Source organism: Acidovorax sp. (assembly GCF_046314175.1).
Lineage (GTDB): Bacteria > Pseudomonadota > Gammaproteobacteria > Burkholderiales > Burkholderiaceae_C > Acidovorax.
Window position 1 is genome coordinate 47,444 of record NZ_JBKBXG010000019.1, and the last position, 20,055, is coordinate 67,498.

The 20,055-nt window shown below is 55.5% G+C and carries 15 protein-coding genes; 2 read left to right on the forward strand and 13 right to left on the reverse strand.

Annotation, left to right across the window (positions count from 1 at the left end; all coding sequences use genetic code 11):
• Positions 1-36: 36 nt before the first annotated feature.
• From ACK4OE_RS07590 to ACK4OE_RS07645, 12 genes are all read right to left on the reverse strand, one after another.
• Positions 37-4,773 carry a glutamate synthase-related protein gene (locus ACK4OE_RS07590; protein WP_409884085.1) on the reverse strand — a complete coding sequence of 1,579 codons (4,737 nt, stop codon included), beginning with the start codon at positions 4,771-4,773 and terminating at the stop codon, positions 37-39.
• Between the two features lie 188 nt (positions 4,774-4,961).
• Positions 4,962-5,654, reverse strand: a complete 693-nt coding sequence (locus tag ACK4OE_RS07595; protein ID WP_409884087.1) for a transposase — start codon at positions 5,652-5,654, stop codon at positions 4,962-4,964.
• Between the two features lie 76 nt (positions 5,655-5,730).
• Positions 5,731-6,711, reverse strand: a complete 981-nt coding sequence (locus tag ACK4OE_RS07600; protein WP_409884088.1) for a class I SAM-dependent methyltransferase — start codon at positions 6,709-6,711, stop codon at positions 5,731-5,733.
• Positions 6,708-7,337 carry a DUF1415 domain-containing protein gene (locus tag ACK4OE_RS07605; protein ID WP_409884089.1) on the reverse strand — a complete coding sequence of 210 codons (630 nt, stop codon included), beginning with the start codon at positions 7,335-7,337 and terminating at the stop codon, positions 6,708-6,710. The genes ACK4OE_RS07600 and ACK4OE_RS07605 overlap by 4 nt, the downstream gene beginning before the upstream one ends.
• A gap of 146 nt (positions 7,338-7,483) precedes the next feature.
• Positions 7,484-8,659 carry a deoxyguanosinetriphosphate triphosphohydrolase gene (locus ACK4OE_RS07610; RefSeq protein WP_409884104.1) on the reverse strand — a complete coding sequence of 392 codons (1,176 nt, stop codon included), beginning with the start codon at positions 8,657-8,659 and terminating at the stop codon, positions 7,484-7,486.
• A gap of 67 nt (positions 8,660-8,726) precedes the next feature.
• Positions 8,727-9,833 (reverse strand): 3-dehydroquinate synthase, encoded by a 1,107-nt coding sequence (aroB, locus tag ACK4OE_RS07615; protein ID WP_409884090.1) that lies wholly within the window; start codon positions 9,831-9,833, stop codon positions 8,727-8,729.
• Positions 9,834-9,987: 154 nt separating this feature from the next.
• Complete coding sequence (locus ACK4OE_RS07620; RefSeq protein ID WP_409884092.1) at positions 9,988-11,598, reverse strand: Ig-like domain-containing protein; 1,611 nt, start codon at positions 11,596-11,598, stop codon at positions 9,988-9,990.
• A 23-nt stretch (positions 11,599-11,621) separates the two neighbouring features.
• Positions 11,622-13,760 (reverse strand): type IV pilus secretin PilQ, encoded by a 2,139-nt coding sequence (gene pilQ, locus ACK4OE_RS07625; RefSeq protein WP_409884093.1) that lies wholly within the window; start codon positions 13,758-13,760, stop codon positions 11,622-11,624.
• Positions 13,757-14,296 carry a pilus assembly protein PilP gene (locus ACK4OE_RS07630; RefSeq protein WP_409884094.1) on the reverse strand — a complete coding sequence of 180 codons (540 nt, stop codon included), beginning with the start codon at positions 14,294-14,296 and terminating at the stop codon, positions 13,757-13,759. Before ACK4OE_RS07630 ends, pilQ begins: the two co-directional genes overlap by 4 nt.
• A 2-nt stretch (positions 14,297-14,298) precedes the next feature.
• Positions 14,299-14,970 carry a type 4a pilus biogenesis protein PilO gene (locus tag ACK4OE_RS07635; protein WP_409884095.1) on the reverse strand — a complete coding sequence of 224 codons (672 nt, stop codon included), beginning with the start codon at positions 14,968-14,970 and terminating at the stop codon, positions 14,299-14,301.
• A gap of 2 nt (positions 14,971-14,972) precedes the next feature.
• Positions 14,973-15,587, reverse strand: coding sequence for a PilN domain-containing protein (locus tag ACK4OE_RS07640; RefSeq protein ID WP_409884096.1), 615 nt, complete (start codon positions 15,585-15,587; stop codon positions 14,973-14,975).
• On the reverse strand, positions 15,584-16,663 hold the full coding sequence (locus tag ACK4OE_RS07645) for a pilus assembly protein PilM (protein ID WP_409884097.1): 1,080 nt from the start codon (positions 16,661-16,663) through the stop codon (positions 15,584-15,586). The genes ACK4OE_RS07640 and ACK4OE_RS07645 overlap by 4 nt, the downstream gene beginning before the upstream one ends.
• Before the next feature lie 268 nt (positions 16,664-16,931).
• Here ACK4OE_RS07645 and ACK4OE_RS07650 point away from each other — a divergent pair, with 268 nt between their 5' ends.
• A complete protein-coding gene (locus ACK4OE_RS07650) occupies positions 16,932-19,331 on the forward strand; it encodes a penicillin-binding protein 1A (protein ID WP_409884098.1) in 2,400 nt (799 codons plus the stop codon).
• 81 nt (positions 19,332-19,412) lie between these two features.
• Here the strand turns inward: ACK4OE_RS07650 and cyaY are convergent, their stop codons facing one another.
• Positions 19,413-19,742: an iron donor protein CyaY gene (cyaY, locus tag ACK4OE_RS07655; RefSeq protein ID WP_409884100.1), complete on the reverse strand. Its 330-nt coding sequence runs from the start codon at positions 19,740-19,742 to the stop codon at positions 19,413-19,415.
• 12 nt (positions 19,743-19,754) lie between these two features.
• Here cyaY and lptM point away from each other — a divergent pair, with 12 nt between their 5' ends.
• Positions 19,755-19,973, forward strand: coding sequence for an LPS translocon maturation chaperone LptM (lptM, locus tag ACK4OE_RS07660; protein ID WP_409884105.1), 219 nt, complete (start codon positions 19,755-19,757; stop codon positions 19,971-19,973).
• The last annotated feature ends 82 nt before the right edge of the window (positions 19,974-20,055 follow it).

Consider the following 20,055-nt stretch of genomic DNA (forward strand, 5'->3'; position numbering starts at 1 on the left):
GTTTATGAATGCTGTGCTGGTCTTTGCGGCCCCGCCTTATTTGGCAGGAACCGATTCATTTTTAGTAGCAGCTACCGCTGGTGTAGCGGACTCCTCCAGCACTTTTCGTTCATAAATTTCAGCCAGCGCACGTTTGTACTCGGTCGGGAAGACCTTCACAAACTTGCTGCGCGATGCCGCCCAGTTGTCAAGCAGTTCGCGCGCACGCTTGCTGCCCGTCCAGCGGTTGTGGTCTTCCAGCAGCTTCTTGAGCTGGGCTTCATCCGTCTGGCCGTTGTGCCAGATCGAGCGTGGCACCGTTGCCTCTTGCTCGGTCCCCGGCAGGATGCGCTCCAGCGTGACCATGGACATGTTGCAGCGCGTGTCGAACTGGCCGTCTTCATCGTAGACGTACGCAACGCCGCCGCTCATGCCCGCAGCAAAGTTGCGGCCCGTCTTGCCCAGCACCAGCACAGTGCCACCGGTCATGTATTCACAGCCGTGGTCACCTGTACCTTCCACCACCGCCGTGGCCCCCGAGAGGCGCACAGCAAAGCGTTCGCCCGCCACACCACTGAAGAAGGCCTCGCCTGTGGTGGCGCCATACATCACCGTGTTGCCCACGATGGTGTTGCGCACCGCGTCGCCGCGGAAGTCGATGCTGGGGCGCACGATGACACGGCCACCTGACAGACCCTTGCCGGTGTAGTCATTGGCGTCGCCAATCAGGTACAGCGTGATGCCGCGCGTGAGGAAAGCGCCGAACGACTGCCCCCCCGTGCCCTCCAGCTGGATGCGGATGGTGTCATCTGGCAGACCTTCGGGGTGCACGCGGGTCACAGCACCCGAGAGCATGGCACCCACGGAACGGTTGACGTTGCGAGCCACCTCAATGAACTGCACGCGTTCGCCACCTTCGATCGCAGGCTTGCTGCGCTCGATGAGCTTGCGGTCCAGCGTGTGCTCGATGTTGTGGTCCTGCACGTCCACGTGGTAGCGGGGCACATCGGCGGGCACATTGGGCTGGGCGAACAGGCGGCTGAAGTCCAGGCCGCGTGCCTTCCAGTGATCCAGGCCTTGGCGGGTGTCCAGCAGGTCGGTGCGGCCAATGAGGTCGTCAAACTTGCGAATGCCCAGCTGCGCCATGATCTGGCGCACTTCTTCAGCGATGAAGAAGAAGTAGTTCACCACGTGCTCGGGCTTGCCCGAGAACTTGGCGCGCAGCGCCGGGTCCTGCGTGGCCACGCCCACGGGGCAGGTGTTCAGGTGGCACTTGCGCATCATGATGCAGCCCTCGACGACCAGAGGCGCGGTGGCAAATCCGAACTCGTCGGCACCCAGCAGCGCGCCGATGGCGACGTCGCGGCCGGTCTTCATCTGGCCGTCGGCCTGCACGCGCACGCGGCCGCGCAGGCGGTTGAGCACCAGGGTCTGCTGGGTTTCGGCGAGGCCGATCTCCCACGGGCCGCCCGCGTGCTTGATGGACGACCAGGGCGATGCGCCCGTGCCGCCGTCATGGCCAGCGATCACCAGGTGGTCGCTTTTGCACTTGGTCACGCCCGCGGCAATGGTGCCCACGCCCACTTCAGACACCAGCTTGGTGCTGATGCTGGCGTGCGGCGCCACATTTTTCAGGTCGTGGATCAGCTGTGCCAGATCTTCGATGGAATAGATGTCGTGGTGCGGCGGAGGCGAGATCAGCCCCACGCCGGGCACGCTGTGGCGCAGCTTGCCGATGTAGTTGGACACCTTGCCGCCGGGCAACTGGCCGCCTTCGCCGGGCTTGGCGCCCTGGGCCATCTTGATCTGGATCTGGTCTGCCGAGGACAGGTATTCGGCGGTGACGCCAAAGCGCCCCGAGGCCACCTGCTTGATGCGGCTGCGCAGCGAGTCGCCGTCCTGCAGAGGCAGGTCGACCTCAACGTTTTCGGCACCGATCACGCTCTTGAGCGTATCGCCCTTCTTGATCGGAATGCCCTTGAGTTCATTGCGGTAGCGTGCAGCGTCCTCGCCGCCTTCGCCGGTATTGCTCTTGCCGCCGATGCGGTTCATGGCCACGGCCAGCGTGGCATGCGCCTCGGTGGAGATCGAGCCCAGCGACATGGCGCCGGTGGCAAAGCGCTTGACGATTTCCTTGGCGGGCTCGACCTCGTCCACGGGGATGGCCCTGGCGGGGTCGATCTTGAACTCGAACAGGCCGCGCAGCGTCATGTGGCGCTTGCTCTGGTCGTTGATGAGCTGGGCGTATTCCTTGTACGTGTTCCAGTTATTGGCACGCGTGCTGTGCTGCAGCTTGGCAATCGCGTCGGGGCTCCACATGTGCTCTTCGCCACGGGCGCGCCAGGCGTATTCACCGCCCGCGTCCAGCATGGTTTCCAGCACGGGGTCGTCGCCGAAGGCGGCCTTGTGCATGCGGATGGCTTCCTCGGCGATCTCGAACACGCCGATACCTTCCACACGGCTGGCGGTGCCGGTGAAGTATTTGCCCACGGTTTCCGTGTTCAGGCCGATGGCCTCGAACAGCTGCGCGCCGCAGTAGCTCATGTAGGTGCTCACGCCCATCTTGGACATGATCTTGGACAGGCCCTTGCCAATCGCCTTCACATAGTTGTAGATCGCCTTGTCCGCAGACAGGTCACCCGCCAGATCCTTGTGCATCTCGGCCAGGGTTTCCATGGCCAGGTAGGGGTGCACGGCTTCAGCGCCGTAGCCGCCCAGCACGGCAAAGTGGTGCACTTCGCGCGCCGTGCCCGTTTCCACCACCAAACCAGCAGTCGTGCGCAGGCCCGCGCCCACCAGGTGCTGGTGGATGGCGGACAGCGCCAACAGCGCAGGGATTGCGACCTGTGTGGCGCTGACGGCGCGGTCGCTGACGATGAGGATGTTGGCGCCGCCCTTGATGGCATCCACTGCCTGCGCGCACAGCGAGGCGAGCTTGGCTTCCACGCCCTCACGGCCCCAGTCCAGCGGATAGGTGATGTCGATGGTGGCGCTCTTGAACTTACCCTGCGTGTACTTTTCGATGTCGCGCAGCTTGGCCATGTCGGCAAAGTCGAGCACGGGCTGGCTCACTTCGAGCCGCATCGGAGGGTTGACCTGGTTGATGTCCAGCAGGTTGGGCTTGGGGCCGATGAAGCTGTTGAGCGACATCACGATGGCTTCGCGGATCGGGTCGATCGGCGGGTTCGTCACCTGGGCGAACAACTGCTTGAAGTAGTTGTACAGCGGCTTGTTCTTGCCCGACAGCACAGCCAGCGGGCTGTCGTTGCCCATGGAGCCAATGCCTTCTTCGCCATTTTTGGCCATGGGCGCCATCAGGAACTTGATGTCCTCCTGGGTGTAGCCAAAGGCCTGCTGGCGGTCCAGCAGCGGCAGATCGGCCGGCTGCGGTGCAGCCACTTGTGCGCCCGCGTCAATGCTGTCGAGCTTGATGCGCAGGTTCTCGATCCACTGCTTGTAGGGCTTGGTGTTGACGATGTTGGCCTTGAGCTCATCGTCATCGATCATGCGACCTTGTTCCAGGTCGATCAGGAACATCTTGCCGGGCTGCAGGCGCCACTTGCGCACGATCTTGTTCTCGGGAATCGGCAACACGCCCGATTCAGAACCCATGATCACCAGATCGTCGTCGGTGATGCAGTAACGCGAGGGGCGCAGGCCGTTGCGGTCGAGCGTGGCGCCAATCTGGCGGCCGTCGGTGAACACGATGGACGCGGGACCGTCCCACGGCTCCAGCATGGCGGCGTGATATTCATAGAAGGCCCGGCGGCGCTCGTCCATGGTGGTGTGTTGCTCCCAGGGCTCGGGGATCATCATCATCACGGCCTGGCTGATGGGGTAGCCCGCCATGGTCAGCAGTTCAAGGCAGTTGTCGAACGTGGCGGTGTCGGACTGGTCGGCAAAGCTGATCGGGTACAGCTTTTGCAGGTCGGCGGCCAGAACGGGCGAGGCCATCACACCTTCGCGCGCCTTCATCCAGTTGTAGTTGCCCTTGACGGTGTTGATTTCGCCGTTGTGCGCCACGTAGCGGTACGGGTGGGCCAGCGGCCACTCTGGGAACGTGTTCGTTGAGAAACGCTGGTGCACCAGGCCAATGGCCGAAACGCAGCGTTCGTCAGACAGATCCTTGTAGTACACGCCCACCTGGTCGGCCAGCAGCAGGCCCTTGTAGACCACGGTGCGGCTGGACATGCTGGGCACGTAGTATTCTTTGCTGTGCTTAAGCTTCAGTGCCTGGATGTTGGCGCTGGCCGTCTTGCGGATCACGTAGAGCTTGCGCTCCAGCGCATCCTGCACGATCACATCATTGCCACGGCCAATGAACACCTGGCGCAGGATGGGCTCCTTCTTGCGCACGGTGGGCGACATGGGCATGTCGACGTTGACCGGCACATCGCGCCAGCCCAGCAGCACCTGACCCTCGGCCTTGATGGCGCGCTCCATCTCTTGCTCGCAAGCCAGTCGCGAGGCGTGCTCCTTGGGCAGGAAAATCATGCCCACGCCGTATTCGCCAGCCGCTGGCAGGGTCACGCCCTGCTTGGCCATTTCTTCGCGGTACAGCGCGTCAGGGATCTGGATCAGGATGCCGGCGCCGTCGCCCATCAGCGGGTCGGCACCCACCGCGCCACGGTGGTCGATGTTTTCCAGAATCTTCAGAGCCTGCGTCACGATGTCGTGGCGCTTGATGCCCTTGATGTGGGCCACAAACCCGAGGCCGCAGGCGTCGTGTTCGTTACCCGATGAATACAAACCGTGTTGTTGCAGATGCTGGATCTCGGCAGCCGTCGTCGTCATGGCGCACTCCTCATATTTTTCGCAGGGACTGGGAGATTAGTGCATTGCAACATAGTTTGGCAAGAATAATATTTGGGGTCAGATCATAATTAATGGCGCATGACTCACCGCAACGACTTTATAGGGGACATATCAAATAGAGTAGCATCCAGCGCTCACTGATAAAGCGCTGAAGGCCGATTTGACCGCTATTTTTCCGCCGAACGGGGCCGTCCGGCGCGTCCACGGCTGACGCGGCGAGGTGTGCGCTGTTGTAGTTCGTCTACAAAGCCAGGGGAACCCAGCGCCCATCCACTCAACACAGACTGCGTCAAAGCCGCCTGCTCCTTTGATCCAACGCCGGCCTGAGCAAGCGCTGCGTAGGCCGCTTCGCGAGCAAAAGGCGTATTACCTAACGCCCAGTACAAAGCATGGGGCGTGAGCAAGCGGTCCGTGCGTCGGCCCAACCAGTGGGCGTGACTGGACCATACGTAGTCAGAGGCCTGTGCGACCAATCCCGCCCGTACAGGGTTGAGATCCAGATACACCATGCACGGCAGAAGATAGCGCTCGGGCTCCAGCACGGTAGAGCGGTAGCGCCCCTCCCAAAGCGTTCCCGTCCGGGCATGGCGGCGATTGAAGTGCTGAACATACCGCCGCCCCACCGCCTGCATCATCTGAGGCAACCCATCGGCCGTGCTTGGCGTGGCCAGCAGATGAAAGTGGTTGCCCATCAGCACATACGCATGCACGGCGACTGCGTATTTTTGGGCGTTGTCCGCCAGTACCGCGAGCATCAGCTCAAAGTCTTCGCTGTCACCAAAGATCGGCTGGCGATTGTTGCCACGCTGAATGACATGGTGCAGATGACCCGCAAGGGTCAGGCGCGGCAGGCGGGCCATGGGCGTCCATCGGTTAACAGAGGGACCGCGATGATAAATCCGTCCCCGATTTCGGCCTACCGTCGCACCCGAGTGATTAGGAGATGGTTTCGGCGTCTGCCGGTACGCTCAGTGGGTCCGTTGCGTCCGCAGAGCCTGTCAGGCCAAAGCGCGCCCCCAACACCTTGTCGAGGCCGAACTCTTCAAGAATGGCGCGCAGCCGCTCTGCCGCACTGCGCTTTTTTTGCCCGGTGTACCGCGCAATGATCAGTTCGTTCTTCATGCTGTGCTCCCACCCGACCAGCTCGGTCACGGTGACCTGGTAGCCATTTGCCTCCAGGTACAGACAGCGCAGCACGTTGGTGACCTGGCTACCCAGTTCACGGGTATGCAGTGGATGCCGCCATAGCTCTGCCAGCGGAGTGCGCGCCAATTGCAGCGCTTTGCCTTGCCGCAGGCAAGCGGCCATCTCGGCCTGGCAGCAGGGCACAAGCACCATCGCGCGGGCACGTTTTTGCAAGCCAAAGGCGATGGCATCGTCGGTGGCTGTGTCGCAGGCGTGCAGCGCCGTGACCACATCGATCTGGGCGGGCAACTCATCGGCATCAGTGGACTCCACCACCGACACGTTCAAGAACGACATGCGCGCAAAACCCAGTTTCTGGGCAAGTGCGCGAGATTTTTCCACCAGCTCTGCCCGGGTCTCCACCCCATAAATATGCCCACGCCCAAGTGCCTTGAAATACAAGTCATACAGGATGAACCCCAAGTAAGACTTGCCCGCCCCATGGTCAGCCAGCGTGGGGCCTTGGCCGCTGCTCGAAAGCTCCGCCAGAAGAGGCTCGATAAAGTTGAAGAGGTGATAAACCTGCTTGAGCTTGCGCCGGGAGTCCTGGTTCAACTTGCCGTCGCGAGTCAGGATGTGCAACTCCTTGAGCAACTCGACCGACTGGCCGGGTCGAAGTTCTGACAATTGACCGGCATGTTGTGCAGCATCGCCGTTCGAAGCGGCACCCGTCGCCCCGATCTTCTTGCCCTGGCCAGCAGCCTTGGCGTGGGTGGTCGTGTCTTTCTTCATGGCTCCACACCTTTCATCGCCAGGGGCGCAGGAGCCGCAGGGCTGCTGGCCCCAACCTGCAACGCGACCCAACCGTCCATACCCAGATCCTCCAGCACTTCCATGTTTCGCTCAAAAATGGCCTCGGCTTCGGGGAAGGCCTCCACCGCGCGGTCAATGCTCTCCTCGCGCAAAAGATGCAAGGTGGGGTACGGGGAGCGGTTGGTGCAGTTGGTCACGTCATCAGCGTCTGTGCCTGCAAACTGAAACTGCGGATGGAAACTTGCGATCTGCACCGTACCGACCAAGTCCATGGATTCCAGCACACCGTCTGCCTCCTGCAGAAAGTCGTTGAAGTCCAGAAAGTCAAGCAGGCACTGAGGCAGTATGAGCAAGGTTGTATCCCGCTCCGTTGGGGGCGCTGCCACCAGGTCAGCCAGTTCGCGACGAAGCAGCGCGAGCACCTCCTCAGACTCCGTCGCCACCGTCACCGCGTAGTGAATCTGGGACTTGACATGCACTCCTTTTGCAAAGGGGCACAGGTTCAGCCCGATAACCGCACGCTCCAGCCATCTGACGGTGTCAGAAATGAACAAGTTTGCAGGATCGGACGAACCTGCGGGGGCGGCGGGTAGGTGTGGGGTCATGATGAAGAAAGAAGCGCGCAAGGCGCAGAGACGGGGGAGCGGAGAGCGGCACCCGATTTTACTGGCCGGCATCCCTGCGCGACCTGCACCGTTCGAGTCGAGCATCTGAGGCGTCGGATGCGCCGATCACGTGAACGGGATCTGTCTCAACCCAACAGACGCCGTCCCGTCAGCCGTTCATGTTCACGTGCCGCAAAGCGATCCGTCATTCCGGCAATGAAATCCGCCACCGCGCGGGCACGGAGTGGCCCAGCATCCAGTGAGGCCTGCTCAGCAAACGCCGCCTTCATCTCCTGGGGGGTTGCCGTGTAGGCTGCAAACAGGTCTCGCACGATCTCCTGGGCACGGCCTGTGGTCTCCATCACACTGGGGTGCCGATAAAGGTTCTTGAACAAAAACCGTTTGAGTGTCTGTGAGCGCTCGCGCATGGCATCACTGAACCTCACCAGCGGCGGGCACTCGGTGCGTACCGCATTCACATCTGCCGGATGGCTGTCGGCCAGCGCTGTTTGAGTGGCATCAATCACGTCATAGACCTGGGCACTCAGCATGCGCCTGATCGCTTCATACAACAGCCTGCGCTGCAGCGCAGGCTGTGCAAGCTCCGGATATTCCGCTTGCGCGTCTGCTCTGTAACGATCGAACAAAGGCACGTCCCGCAACTGGTTCAGAGTGAGCAAACCAGAGCGCACACCGTCGTCGATATCGTGCGCGTTGTACGCAATTTCATCCGCGAGGTTACACAACTGAGCCTCAAGACTGGGCTGCTCCCGCCGCAAAAACCGGCCACCCACGCCGCCAGGTTCTTGATCCTCCAATTGCTGCGCGTGCAGCCTGGAGCAATGCTTGAGCACCCCCTCGCGCGTTTCGAAGGTCAGATTCAACCCGTCGAACTGCGGATAGCGCTCTTCCAACTTGTCCACAACGCGCAAGCTCTGCAAATTGTGCTCAAAGCCACCATGCCTAGCCGTGCAAGCGTGCAGCGCATCTTGCCCTGCATGACCAAACGGCGTGTGCCCCAGGTCGTGCGCCAGCGAGATCGCTTCCACCAGGTCCTCGTTGATCCGCAACGACCGGGCAATCGAACGCCCCAACTGAGCGACTTCAAGCGAATGCGTGAGCCGGGTTCGGAACAGGTCACCTTCGTGGTTCAGAAAGACCTGTGTCTTGTAGACCAGCCTGCGAAAGGCCGTAGAGTGAACAATCCGATCCCGGTCACGCTGGTACTCGGTACGGGTCGGCGCAGGCACCTCGTAGAACAGTCGACCACGACTTCTCGCCGGGTCGCATGCATAAACCGCAAGATCAGAATTTTGAGTCAAAATGCTCACTGGCGCTTATCCACAAAGCGCTGACAGCTATATATTCAGTAGCAAACTACCCGCACAACTACGCGCAGCAGGCATCGATCACTTCACGAACCAGCGCATCTGGCGCCGCACGCAACACCGCTTTGCCAGGCCCATCAATAAGAACAAAACGGATCTCTCCACCTTCGGACTTTTTATCGACCCGCATCAGCTCCAGGTAGCGACCCGCATTGTCCGCCGCATCCAATACCGGCCCCTTCGTTGGCAAACCCGCACGCTCGATCAATTTGGTGAGCCGCTTGACAAAAGCCTCATCGACCATTCCAAGCCGACGCGATAACTCGGCGGCCATCACCATCCCGGCAGCAACGCCTTCGCCGTGGAGCCAAACGCCGTAGCCCATCCCTGCTTCGATGGCGTGGCCGAAGGTGTGGCCGAAATTGAGGATAGCGCGAAGACCCGATTCCTTCTCGTCTTGGCTGACTATGGATGCCTTAATTTCACAACAACGATGTATAGCGTACGCCAATGCGGTTCGATCAGTCGCCACAAGTTCGCCCATTTCACACTCTAACCACCGGAAAAAATGCATATCCAAAATTGGACCATACTTTATAACTTCAGCTAAGCCAGAACTAAGCTCTCGTTTAGGCAACGTCTGCAATGAAGATAAATCACAAATCACTTTAATCGGCTGATGAAATGCGCCAATCATATTTTTTCCAAGTGGATGATTAATGGCTGTTTTTCCGCCAACTGATGAATCAACTTGGGCAAGCAACGTAGTGGGCACCTGAACAAACTGGATACCTCGCATATAGGTAGCAGCAGCAAAGCCAGTTATATCACCAACCACGCCGCCTCCCAATGCAAACAATACAGTTTGTCGATCACAGTGATTTTCTAACAAATATTCATATATCAAATTCAGCGAATCCCAACTCTTATGAATTTCACCATCCGGCAATAAAATCGAATCAACATTTGAAAATGAGAGTTTAAGCTGAGAAATGAGAAATTCCAAATAGATGGGGGCAACTACATCATTTGTGACCACTACGGCCCGAAATCCATCCTTGAAAACTATGCCTCTCAAACCCTTCAAAAAACCGTCACAAACTTCAATATCATAGCTCCTGCCCCCTAAAAAGATCTCGACACTAGAGTACTTATGAAAATCAGCCATGGCTCAGCAAGATAGGAAAAAATTAAAATACTAAGAAACCAAATTCAAAATTCGCTTAGAAAAAAAAAGAGCAGCCAACGCTGCTCTTTTTATCATTCTAGTTCATGAAAAATTTTTCACTCTCAACACAAGCACGAACTTTATTAACTGGCATTCAGTTGGGAGAGTTGCAAGCCTGCGATCCGTATGGTGGCTTGAGGAACGAGCCATTTTCCGCATCCCCAATCAAAGCTTCCGTCAGATAAACCTTTTCGACAACACCTTCAGAGCCAGCGACACTAGTGGTGACTTTCACGGCGTACTCGATCCAATAGGCAACATTTTGTGGATACTCTACTTGAAGGGTTGTTCGCCCATTTGATCCAGTGACCCGCCCCCCTAAATATGAGATTATAATATCGGCTTTGCGTGGCTCAATAGTACCATTCCCATTAACGTCTTCACCACTATCGAGAAGTCCATTCCTGTTAGTATCTTCATTGGGACACAGCACGGGCGGAGCACTATATCCAACCGTGCTGTTCGTCACAACGATACCTGGAGCCTTCCGATAAAATCGAAGATCTACACTAGCTGATATTTGAGCATTCGCTACAGCATTACCGGCCGCATCAGATACCGCAACGTCAAATTTCTTAATATACGTCAGCTCATTATTTCCTGTTTCGAGCTTATTATTGTCGCCCAGCGTAATCGAAAGAGGTTCATTTGCAACGGTCATAGTCGCTGTACGAAAGTTCGGACAAGCATTGCCAGCGATTCCAGCATCCGTGGTTGCATAACAAGCACGAATCACGACTCCATTGGTAGGGCTCGCGCGCGTGCCAGCGATGTAGTCCCCAGACGCGACTCCGTTTTGGTCGGTATACACAACGGCGCTACCAGTTGAAATCTGCTCACCTGCACCGAGGCTAGGCTCCAAAATTTCAAAACGAACTCGAACATTTTTAATGGCCCTGTTAGAGGAATCCTGAAAAAGTGCACGAAGAGTGGCCCGGTTTGTCGTTGACCCCACAACATTCGGTGGAATAGTGTTCGGAGTGATAGCCAAGCTTGCGGCAGAAATGGTACCAACTGCATCAGGCACGCCGCCTGTCGTGCTGATCACTTGAACATCGCGTTTCTCAGTGACACCCGAACCAGAAGCCTCCACGGTGTAAATACCTGCAGTAAGCGGAGCGCTCGCAATAGACGAGGTAGCGTTACCGTTAATGTCAGTTTGCAATGTGTTCCGAAAACCTAAACTGCCTGCTAGGTTGACTGGAATGTTGGGAATACCTGCACCATTCACATCAACTACCTTCGCACTTAGTGTCACAGGAGAACCTGGCACCGGCGCCGCAGGTACAGTTGTCAGCGATATTTTACTTCCGGTAACAGGAATGACCTCTGACTTTATTTTATCCCCCATCGTCATAGTGACAGTTATAGTCCGATTAGATTTGTCGGCGCCCGTAGATACTTTGCCACTAACCTTTCCCAGTTGGTCGGTAACCGTAGCTCCAGGCGTATATATACCAGATGTAAGATTAACCTTGAAAGCAACGCCTTCAACAGGATTATTATTTGAGTCAAGCGCAGTTGCAGTGAGCGTTACCTCATCCGCACCAGAATTAGAAATTGCATTTTTATCTAGCACGTAATCAAAACCTGCGACAGGCTTTGTGGACCCACCGGGTGTTGCGCCCGGACTGCCACCGCCACCCCCACACGAAATCACCAGCCCAGTAAGTACAACCAAAAACAATCTAAATAAACTTTGCATTTTATACTCTCTATTTATATTTCTCAGCGGCCAGATGAACGATCCGTTATTACTTTAGGCGTTATAAACACCAACATCTCTTGCTTGTTGACCGATTTTGTTTTTGTTTTAAAAAGATTGCCAAATCCTGGAATATCACCCAGAACAGGCACTTTCGCCTCAGAATTATCTTCGAACAGCTCAAAAATACCCCCAATAACAACCGTTCCGCCATTCTCCACCAAAACTTGAGTTTTTATATGCTTTGTATTAATGGCTCGCACGTTATTCAAGACCTCTCCAGGACTATCTTTATTCACATCCAAGTCTAATATTATATTACCCTCTGGAGTTATTTGCGGCGTCACTTCCAGTTTGAGCACCGCCTTCTTAAATGCTATTACTGTTCCGCCATTTGGCGCGGTAACTGGATATGGAAATTCAGTGCCTTGCTCAATAGACGCCTTGGTCTGATCAGCAGTCACTACTCGTGGACTAGAGACAATCTTGCCTTTACCATCCGCCTCAAGAGCAGATATCTCGAGATTCAAAAATCTATTCGCCGCTGAATTGAAGATAGAAATAGCGAAACTAGACGGGTCATACCCGCTTTGGGGTTGCGCAGGAAGATTAACGAAATTTCCAAGCGTATTTATTGCTCCGCCTGCACTAGTAGTCGCTACAGCGTTGCTGTAACTTGTACCAAAAGCAACGCGATTTCCCCCGCCTATTCCGTATCCACCATCACCACCCCTGCTTGCTCGCATGTCGGTTGCACCGAGCCGAACACCCAAAGAGCGTCCGAATGTATCCGAAGCTTCAACGATACGTGCTTCGATCATTACTTGGCGAACTGCCACATCCAAAGTTGCCAAAAGTTGACGCACTTCTTCAAGCTTGCTTGGTGTGTCCGTCACGAACAGTTGATTTGTACGAGGCTCCGCAATGGCGCTACCTCTTTCTGATAAAAATCTATTGGAAGTTCCTCCAGCAGTGCCGCCCGAAGATGCAGAAAGCTGTGCCACCATGTCAACGGCTTTGGCATAGTTCATCTGGAACGCCTGAGTCCTTAGTGGTTCAAGCTTTTGAATGGCCGCCGCAGCTTCATAGTCTTTTTTGGTACGGTCGTCAATTTCATCCTTGGGTGCAATCCACAGCACTGTGCCGGTTTTTCTCATACCCAAACCCTTGGCATCCATAATAATTTGTAAAGCTTGATCCCAAGGAACATCCTTAAGACGGAGAGTCAAGGAGCCGGTGACGGTATCCGATGTAACAATATTGAAATTTGTGAAGTCAGCGATAACTTGCAACAGAGAACGCACTTCAATATTTTGAAAGTTCAAAGACAGCTTCTCACCGCTGTAGCCAGGTCCCTGGGTCAACTTAGTGAGATCTACCTTTTTTTGACGTATTTCAACTACGAATTGACTGTCGCTTTGATACGCACTGTGCTCCCACTCACCTATGGGCTCAATGAGCATCCGCACATGCTCGCCCTGCTGCGTGGTACTGATCACTTGAACGGGTGTGCCGAAATCAGTCACGTCTAATTTACGTCGCAAACCTTCCGGCAAGGAAGACTTTAAGAAATCTACAACCAGGCCTTTACCTTGCTGACGTATGTCAACACCTACCTGAGTTGACGGCAATGATACGACTACTCGCCCCGACCCATCGGCACCTCGACGAAAATCGACGTCTTTAAGGGTTTGAACGTCGGACCGAACGGAATCCGAAAATATCTGCACCTGGTTGGCCGGAAGAACGCTCGCGTTCACGGATCCCCCAAGGGAAATAACTAGCGACTTTCCTTGGATCTCTGCTTTATAAGAGGATGCCTGCTTAAGATTGAGCACTATGCGGGCACGGTCTCCAGCTTGAACAACGTTAACTGACTTTAAGTTACCTTGATTAACTTCAAAAGAATTCTTTCCACTTGCGTTGACCGTGCCAGGAAAGTCCAATGCGATTCTTGCCGGCGATTGAATCGAAAATCCTGTAGGCAATCCTTGGAGAGGTTCTGCAAAATCAATCCGAACAACGTCTGTACCGTTCTGCGTACTACCCACAACTGATTGGATAGCAGACTGGGCCCATGCTTCAAATGGCGCCAAAATTGAGGCCGACAACAACATCGCGCACCGAAGCAGCCGATGTGTACAAAATTTAGCGTATTTCATTTCTTATCCTCTTGCAGATCCAGCGTGGCAGTGCGCTCCACCCAATCACCGGTAGCATCCTGCACTATCTCACGCAATTGAACGGAGCTTTCATTTATCCGAATTATCTTCCCATAATTCTGCCCTAAGTAGTTTCCAACTCGAACTTGATACAACAAGTTGTCTACCTTTAACAAAGCAGTCGGCACGCCTTTTTTATCTAAACTACCGACCATGGCCATGACATCCAACGGATAATTCTCCAACGGCTCTTTACGTCGAGTCATCTCTGGTGCAATTAGCGCTGCGTTTGAAGCTAGCTGAGTAGACTCTCTACGCAGGGCCTGCGTAAGCTTCAAGGAGTTAAATGGCTCAATGCCAGACTCGGAAGAATAAGACTGTGGCAAAAACTGCTTCGGCTCAGTGAGTGGGGTAACTCGGGGTTTCGTAGTGGCACGCAACTCAGACATCCACTGACGGAGGTCGTCGTCACTGGATGAACTACATCCCAAGAGCATGAGAGCCAACGCTGAGACAATAATAAATCGATGGGACATCATTATTTATTCGCCCCTGCTGTTTGCTTTTGCGCCTGAATTTCATCAGGATCGAGGTACCGGAACGTGCGCGCAGTAGCATCCATCGTCAACGAACCACTATCTTTGGCTGTTGGCGCAATGGAAATATTATTCAAAGTCACAATCCGAGAAAGATGGGCAATATCTGATGCGAAAGCCCCCATATCGTGATATTTTCCAGTAACCCGAACCGCTATCGGCAATTCTGCGTAATACTCGCGAACAACGATTTGCCCCGGCCTGAACAAATCAAATTGAAGACTTCGCCCAAGCCCTGCCTGATTAATATCAGACAAAAGAGCGGCCATTTCAGCTTTGCTGGGAAGTTGTTTTTCCAGTTGAATGACGTACTGCTGTACCTGCTCTCGCTGCCGCTTCAATGCATCCAAACTAACCGCCTTTACAAGCTTTGCCTGGTAATCTGTCCGAAGCGCTTGCTCTTTGGCAACCTCAGTTTGTAACTCAACTTCATATTCACTGATTTTTGCAAACCACAAGGCGGCGGCGACAGCCGCCGCAATAAAGAGACAAAGCAAAACTTTAGGCGCAACGGGCCAAAGCGAAGGATCTTTAGTATCAAGATTTCGGAATTGGCGTGCTACATCCTGCTGTAGAGCAGCAAAATCGATATTCGATGCTGATTTTTTAGCCATGTCTATTTCCCGACCTCCACACCACCACTAGCGACTCCCAAGGAGTTTTGAACTTCCCCAGTGCGCATTAACCTAAATCGCAAATTAAAATTTGAAACCCGTCGCTGCTCACGCGCACTCAATGTAACATTACTGGCAACAATTTCCACAAGCTCGGGCTTGGATAACCACGGCGTGTTATCCGTCAAGTTTCTCAGCATTTCGGAGACACGTTCGTTAGACTGCGCAAATCCCTGCATTTCAATGACTTGCTCAGTTTGTTTAATGTTAGTCACATAAGCGCCGTCCGGTACTTGACGAACCAATTCATTCAGCAGGTGAACCGGCAAATTCCGATCAGACTGAAGATCCTCGACCGCTTTCTGACGCGCCCTTAACGAGGCAATTTCATCTTCAATAGTTGCAATTTCTTTAATTTGATTTTCAAGAATTGTGATTTCGCCCTGAAGAAAAGTGTTCTTCTCTTGCTGCGCTGTGATCATCATCTGGAACCACCAGTAGATAGCCCCTGCAACTACCAAACCGACCAAAAACGATGCAAACATCGTCGCCTGAAACGCTTCTTTTCTGCGCTTACGGGCAGCCTCCCGGTGGGGAAGTAAGTTGATCAATATCACTGTAAAAACCTCCGCATGGCCAAGCCGCAGGACGTCAAATACGACGGGGCTTCACGCACCATTTTTTTCAATCGCACTGAACTTCCAATTTCCATCCCGTCAAACGGATTCACTGCACTGCAGGCAAAACCAGTTTGTTGTGTAACTGCCTCTGTGAGACCAGGCAGAGGTGCTGACCCTCCCGCAAGCATGATGTGATCCACGCGGTTGTGTGGCGTGCTTGTAAAGAAGAACTGCAATGCCCTGCCAATTTCTTGTGCCATGCTGTCGACAAACGGGCGAAGAACGGCGGATTGGTAATCCTCAGGAAGATCACCATTGCGCTTCTTGCCTTCCGCCTCTTCAACCGAGAATCCGTATTGCCGAACAATCAACTGCGTTAACTGGGCGCCACCAAATGCTTGATCACGGTCATACAGCACCTCTTCATTTCGGATGACTTGCATGCTGGTGGTCAACGCTCCCACTTCAAAGAGAGCCACCATGGCGTCAACGCCTTTGCTGGGCAGGGCTTCGATCAGCCGCCCGGCAGCCAGTCGAGACGCGTGGGATTCAATATCCACAACAACGGGTTTCAAACCAGCCGCTTCGGCCAAGCCTTGTCGGTCTTGGACTTTTTCACGGCGCGAAGCCGCGATGAGCACGTCGACATCGCCTGGAGCATTTTTGCTAGGGCCGATGACGCAAAAATCGAGACTCACTTCGTCTAGCGAGAATGGTATGTATTGATTGGCCTCAGACTCGACCTGCACCTCTAGCTCCTGCTCGGTCATCCCGCCTGGCAAAGTGATTTTCTTGGTGATGACTGCAGAGGGCGGAAGCGCGAGGGCTACGTTCTTCGTTCGAGTTCCACTCTTTTTCACTAGCCTCCTCAGGGCGTCTGCGACCTCATCGAACTTTTCGATGTTGCCATCCGTGATCCAGCCGCGCTCCAGCGGCTCAATCGCACAACGCTCCAGCACAAGGCCACCCGCTTTATCACGCCCCAACTCCACCAGTTTGACGCTGGAGGAGCTGATGTCGATTCCCAGTAGCGGTGCAGACTGGCGACTAAACAAAGACCCCATTGAGCTCAAGATCGGTCCCCTGTAACTTGCCAAAATGAGGCAACAAAACTTAACACTTCACATGAATGCTATCAGTAAGGTAGTTCTCCAGCAAAGAATTTTCCCCGTGTAACACCTCATGAGCGTTGCCAAAAGCAGACGGAACTTTTGAGGTTTGCAACACCATTCAACTTGAAACGGGCACCTTTTGAGAAGATTGGAAGGCCGTGCGAGCAATGCGTTTCTGCCCCCTGAGCAGACATTTTTATAATGTTGGGTCTTACCCCATCGGAGCGATATGCCGCCGCCCTCCCCCTTGAAGTCTTCCGAGAAGAAATCGGATCACACATCCACACGCCCGCCCACCACCTGGTTAGGTTGGGCGTTGCGCGCAATCCTTTGGCTGACGGGGCTTGCTGCCGCGGGCGCGCTTGCATTGGCCCTGACAATTGCTGTGGCCCTTGCCGTGGCCTATCCCAACCTCCCAGACATTTCCGACCTCGCCGACTACCGGCCCAAGCTACCCCTGCGCATCTATTCTTCAGAGGGCGCCCTTCTCGGAGAATTTGGCGAAGAACGACGCAATCTCACGCCCATCGGCGAGATCCCCAAGGTCATGAAGGATGCCGTACTCGCCATAGAGGACACGCGCTTCTTTCAACACGGCGGTGTTGACTACAAAGGGGTGATGCGGGCTGGCCTTGCAAATCTGGGCCGTGTAAAAAGCCAGGGCGCGTCCACTATCACAATGCAAGTCGCTCGCAATGTTTATCTTTCATCAGAGAAAACATTTACGCGCAAAATTTACGAAATCTTACTGACTTTTAAATTGGAGCATTTGCTTTCTAAGGATCAGATTCTCGAGATTTACATGAACCAGATTTTTCTGGGGAACCGTGCATACGGATTTGCGGCGGCTTCAGAGGCTTATTTCGGTAAGCCGCTTAAATCCGTTTCTGTCGCGGAGGCGGCCATGCTTGCCGGACTTCCCAAAGCACCGTCAGCTTACAACCCCATCAGCAATCCCAAACGCGCCCGCTCCCGCCAGCTTTACATCATCGAGCGCATGGAGGAGAACGGCTTCATCTCTGCCCAAGAAGCTGCAGCTGCCAAGAAGGAAGATTTGAAGATCCGAACAGGTCCCGACAACACTCGTGTGCATGCGGAGTACGTTGCCGAAATGGCCCGGCAACTCATCTTTGCCCAGTACGGTAACGAGGCCTACACCCGGGGACTGAACGTCTACACCAGCTTGAACGCAGCAGAGCAGGATGCTGCTTATAGCGCGCTGCGCAAAGGCATCATGGACTACGAGCGACGCCAGCAATACCGGGGTCCGGAAAAGTTTGTGTCGCTTCCAACTGCCGCACAGGAGGTGGAAGATGCGATTGACGATGCACTGGCCAGTCATCCGGACAACGGTGATGTGCTGTCGGCCGTGGTGCTGGAAGCCAATGCTCGCAAGATAGTTGCAGCCCGGGCCAGTGGCGACACGCTGGAGATAGTTGGAGAGGGGCTCAAGCCTGCCCAGTCGGGCCTCAGCGACAAAGCCCCCCCGAACATCAAGATCCGCCGCGGTGCGGTGATCCGCGTGGTGAAGACACCCAAGAACACCTGGGAAATCACGCAGTTGCCCGAGGTGGAGGGCGCCTTCGTAGCCCTGGACCCCCGCACCGGCGCTATTCGCGCGCTGGTGGGTGGTTTCGATTTTGACAAGAATAAGTTCAACCATGTAACCCAGGCCTGGCGCCAACCGGGCTCGAGTTTCAAACCTTTCATCTACTCTGCCGCGCTGGAGAAAGGCTTTACCCCTGCCACCGTGGTGAACGATGCGCCCCTCTTCTTCGATGCGGGAGTGACAGGCGGCCAACCGTGGGAGCCCAAGAACTACGACGGAAAATACGATGGGCCAATGAGCCTGCGCACCGGCCTGGCAAAGTCCAAGAACATGATTTCGATCCGTGTGCTGCAGGCTGTCGGCCCCAAGGCAGGACAAGAATGGGTATCTCGATTCGGATTTGATGCGGACCGGCACCCCGCATACCTGACCATGGCGCTCGGCGCAGGCTCAGTGACCCCGTTGCAGGTGGCGGCCGGGTACTCTGTGTTCGCCAACGGTGGTTACCGCGTCAATCCGTGGCTCATTACCAAAGTCACTGACCACAAAGGTCGGGTTATTTCTGAGACTACGCCCCCTGTGACCAGCGAGCAGCCTCGGGCGATTGATGCACGCAATGCGTTCATCATGAACAGCCTGCTGCAAGAGGTCACCCGCTCTGGAACGGCTGCTCGCGCCCAAGGCACTCTCAAACGGCCAGATCTTTACGGCAAAACCGGTACCACCAACGACTCATGGGATGCATGGTTTGCGGGTTACCAGCCAACCATTGCAGCCGTCACCTGGATTGGCTACGACACACCTCGCAACCTGGGCAACCGCGAGACAGGCGGCGGGCTCAGCCTGCCCGTGTGGATCAGCTTCATGCAACAAGCCCTTAAAGGTGTGCCGGTGATAGAAACGCCGGTACCACCTGGTGTCGTGAATGTGGGCGGTGAATGGTTCTACGACGAATATGCCCGAAATGCGGGCGTTGCGAGCGTAGGGCTTGACGACCGATCAACGTCTTCTGCCGTCAGCCCAACGACCCCGCCTCCCGCAGAGGAACGCAGCCGAATTCTGGATCTTTTCCGAAACTGAAGTGAGTCGCTACCAGCTGGGCAAACTGATGCCTATGCGCCTCTTGCAGCAGCAGCCCGCTTGTGGCTGCTGCGCTTCTAGTCAGGCTGAAAAGGTGAGCGACAACCCTGACTGCAAGGCCGCGTCACGGGTCAGGCACGCAAAAAACTCCCCAGCGCCCTTGGTGTCCTGCCAAGCTGCCCCGTCAAATCGGTAGTGATAACCGCCAGACCGCGCCGCCATCCATACCTCATGCAGCGGCTTTTGCAGGTTGATCACGATCTGGCTGCGGTTGGGGAACGTTAATGTGATCAGCCCCCCTGACCTCTGCGCGTCGACATCGGCGTCTGTGGTGTCGTTGATCAGGTCACAGCTGCGTTCGACGCCAGCAAGCAGTTTTTCGGCATGGTCCAGAAATTCGAGGTCGGTCATTACAATTTGCGCATGTTGAAAGCTTCCCAAATTCTAGTCAGGACGCTTGTCCTTGCTGCCAGTGCGGCGGTCCTTGCAGGTTGCGGACAACGTGGGCCACTGTTTCTGCCCGCCGGGCCAGCCGCCACCCAAAGGGCGACCTTGCCGCAGACGCTCACTCCAGGCGGCACTTCTTCCGCTGCAGAAGTAAGAGCACCCGCCGCAGCGTCAGTCGCATCTGCTCCCCGCTAAGAACACGGGTGTAAGAACCTGTTCAAGGTCTTTTCGGGGTCGCGCGAGTACCCTGCCGGGATGGGATGCAAGGCGCGGTGCG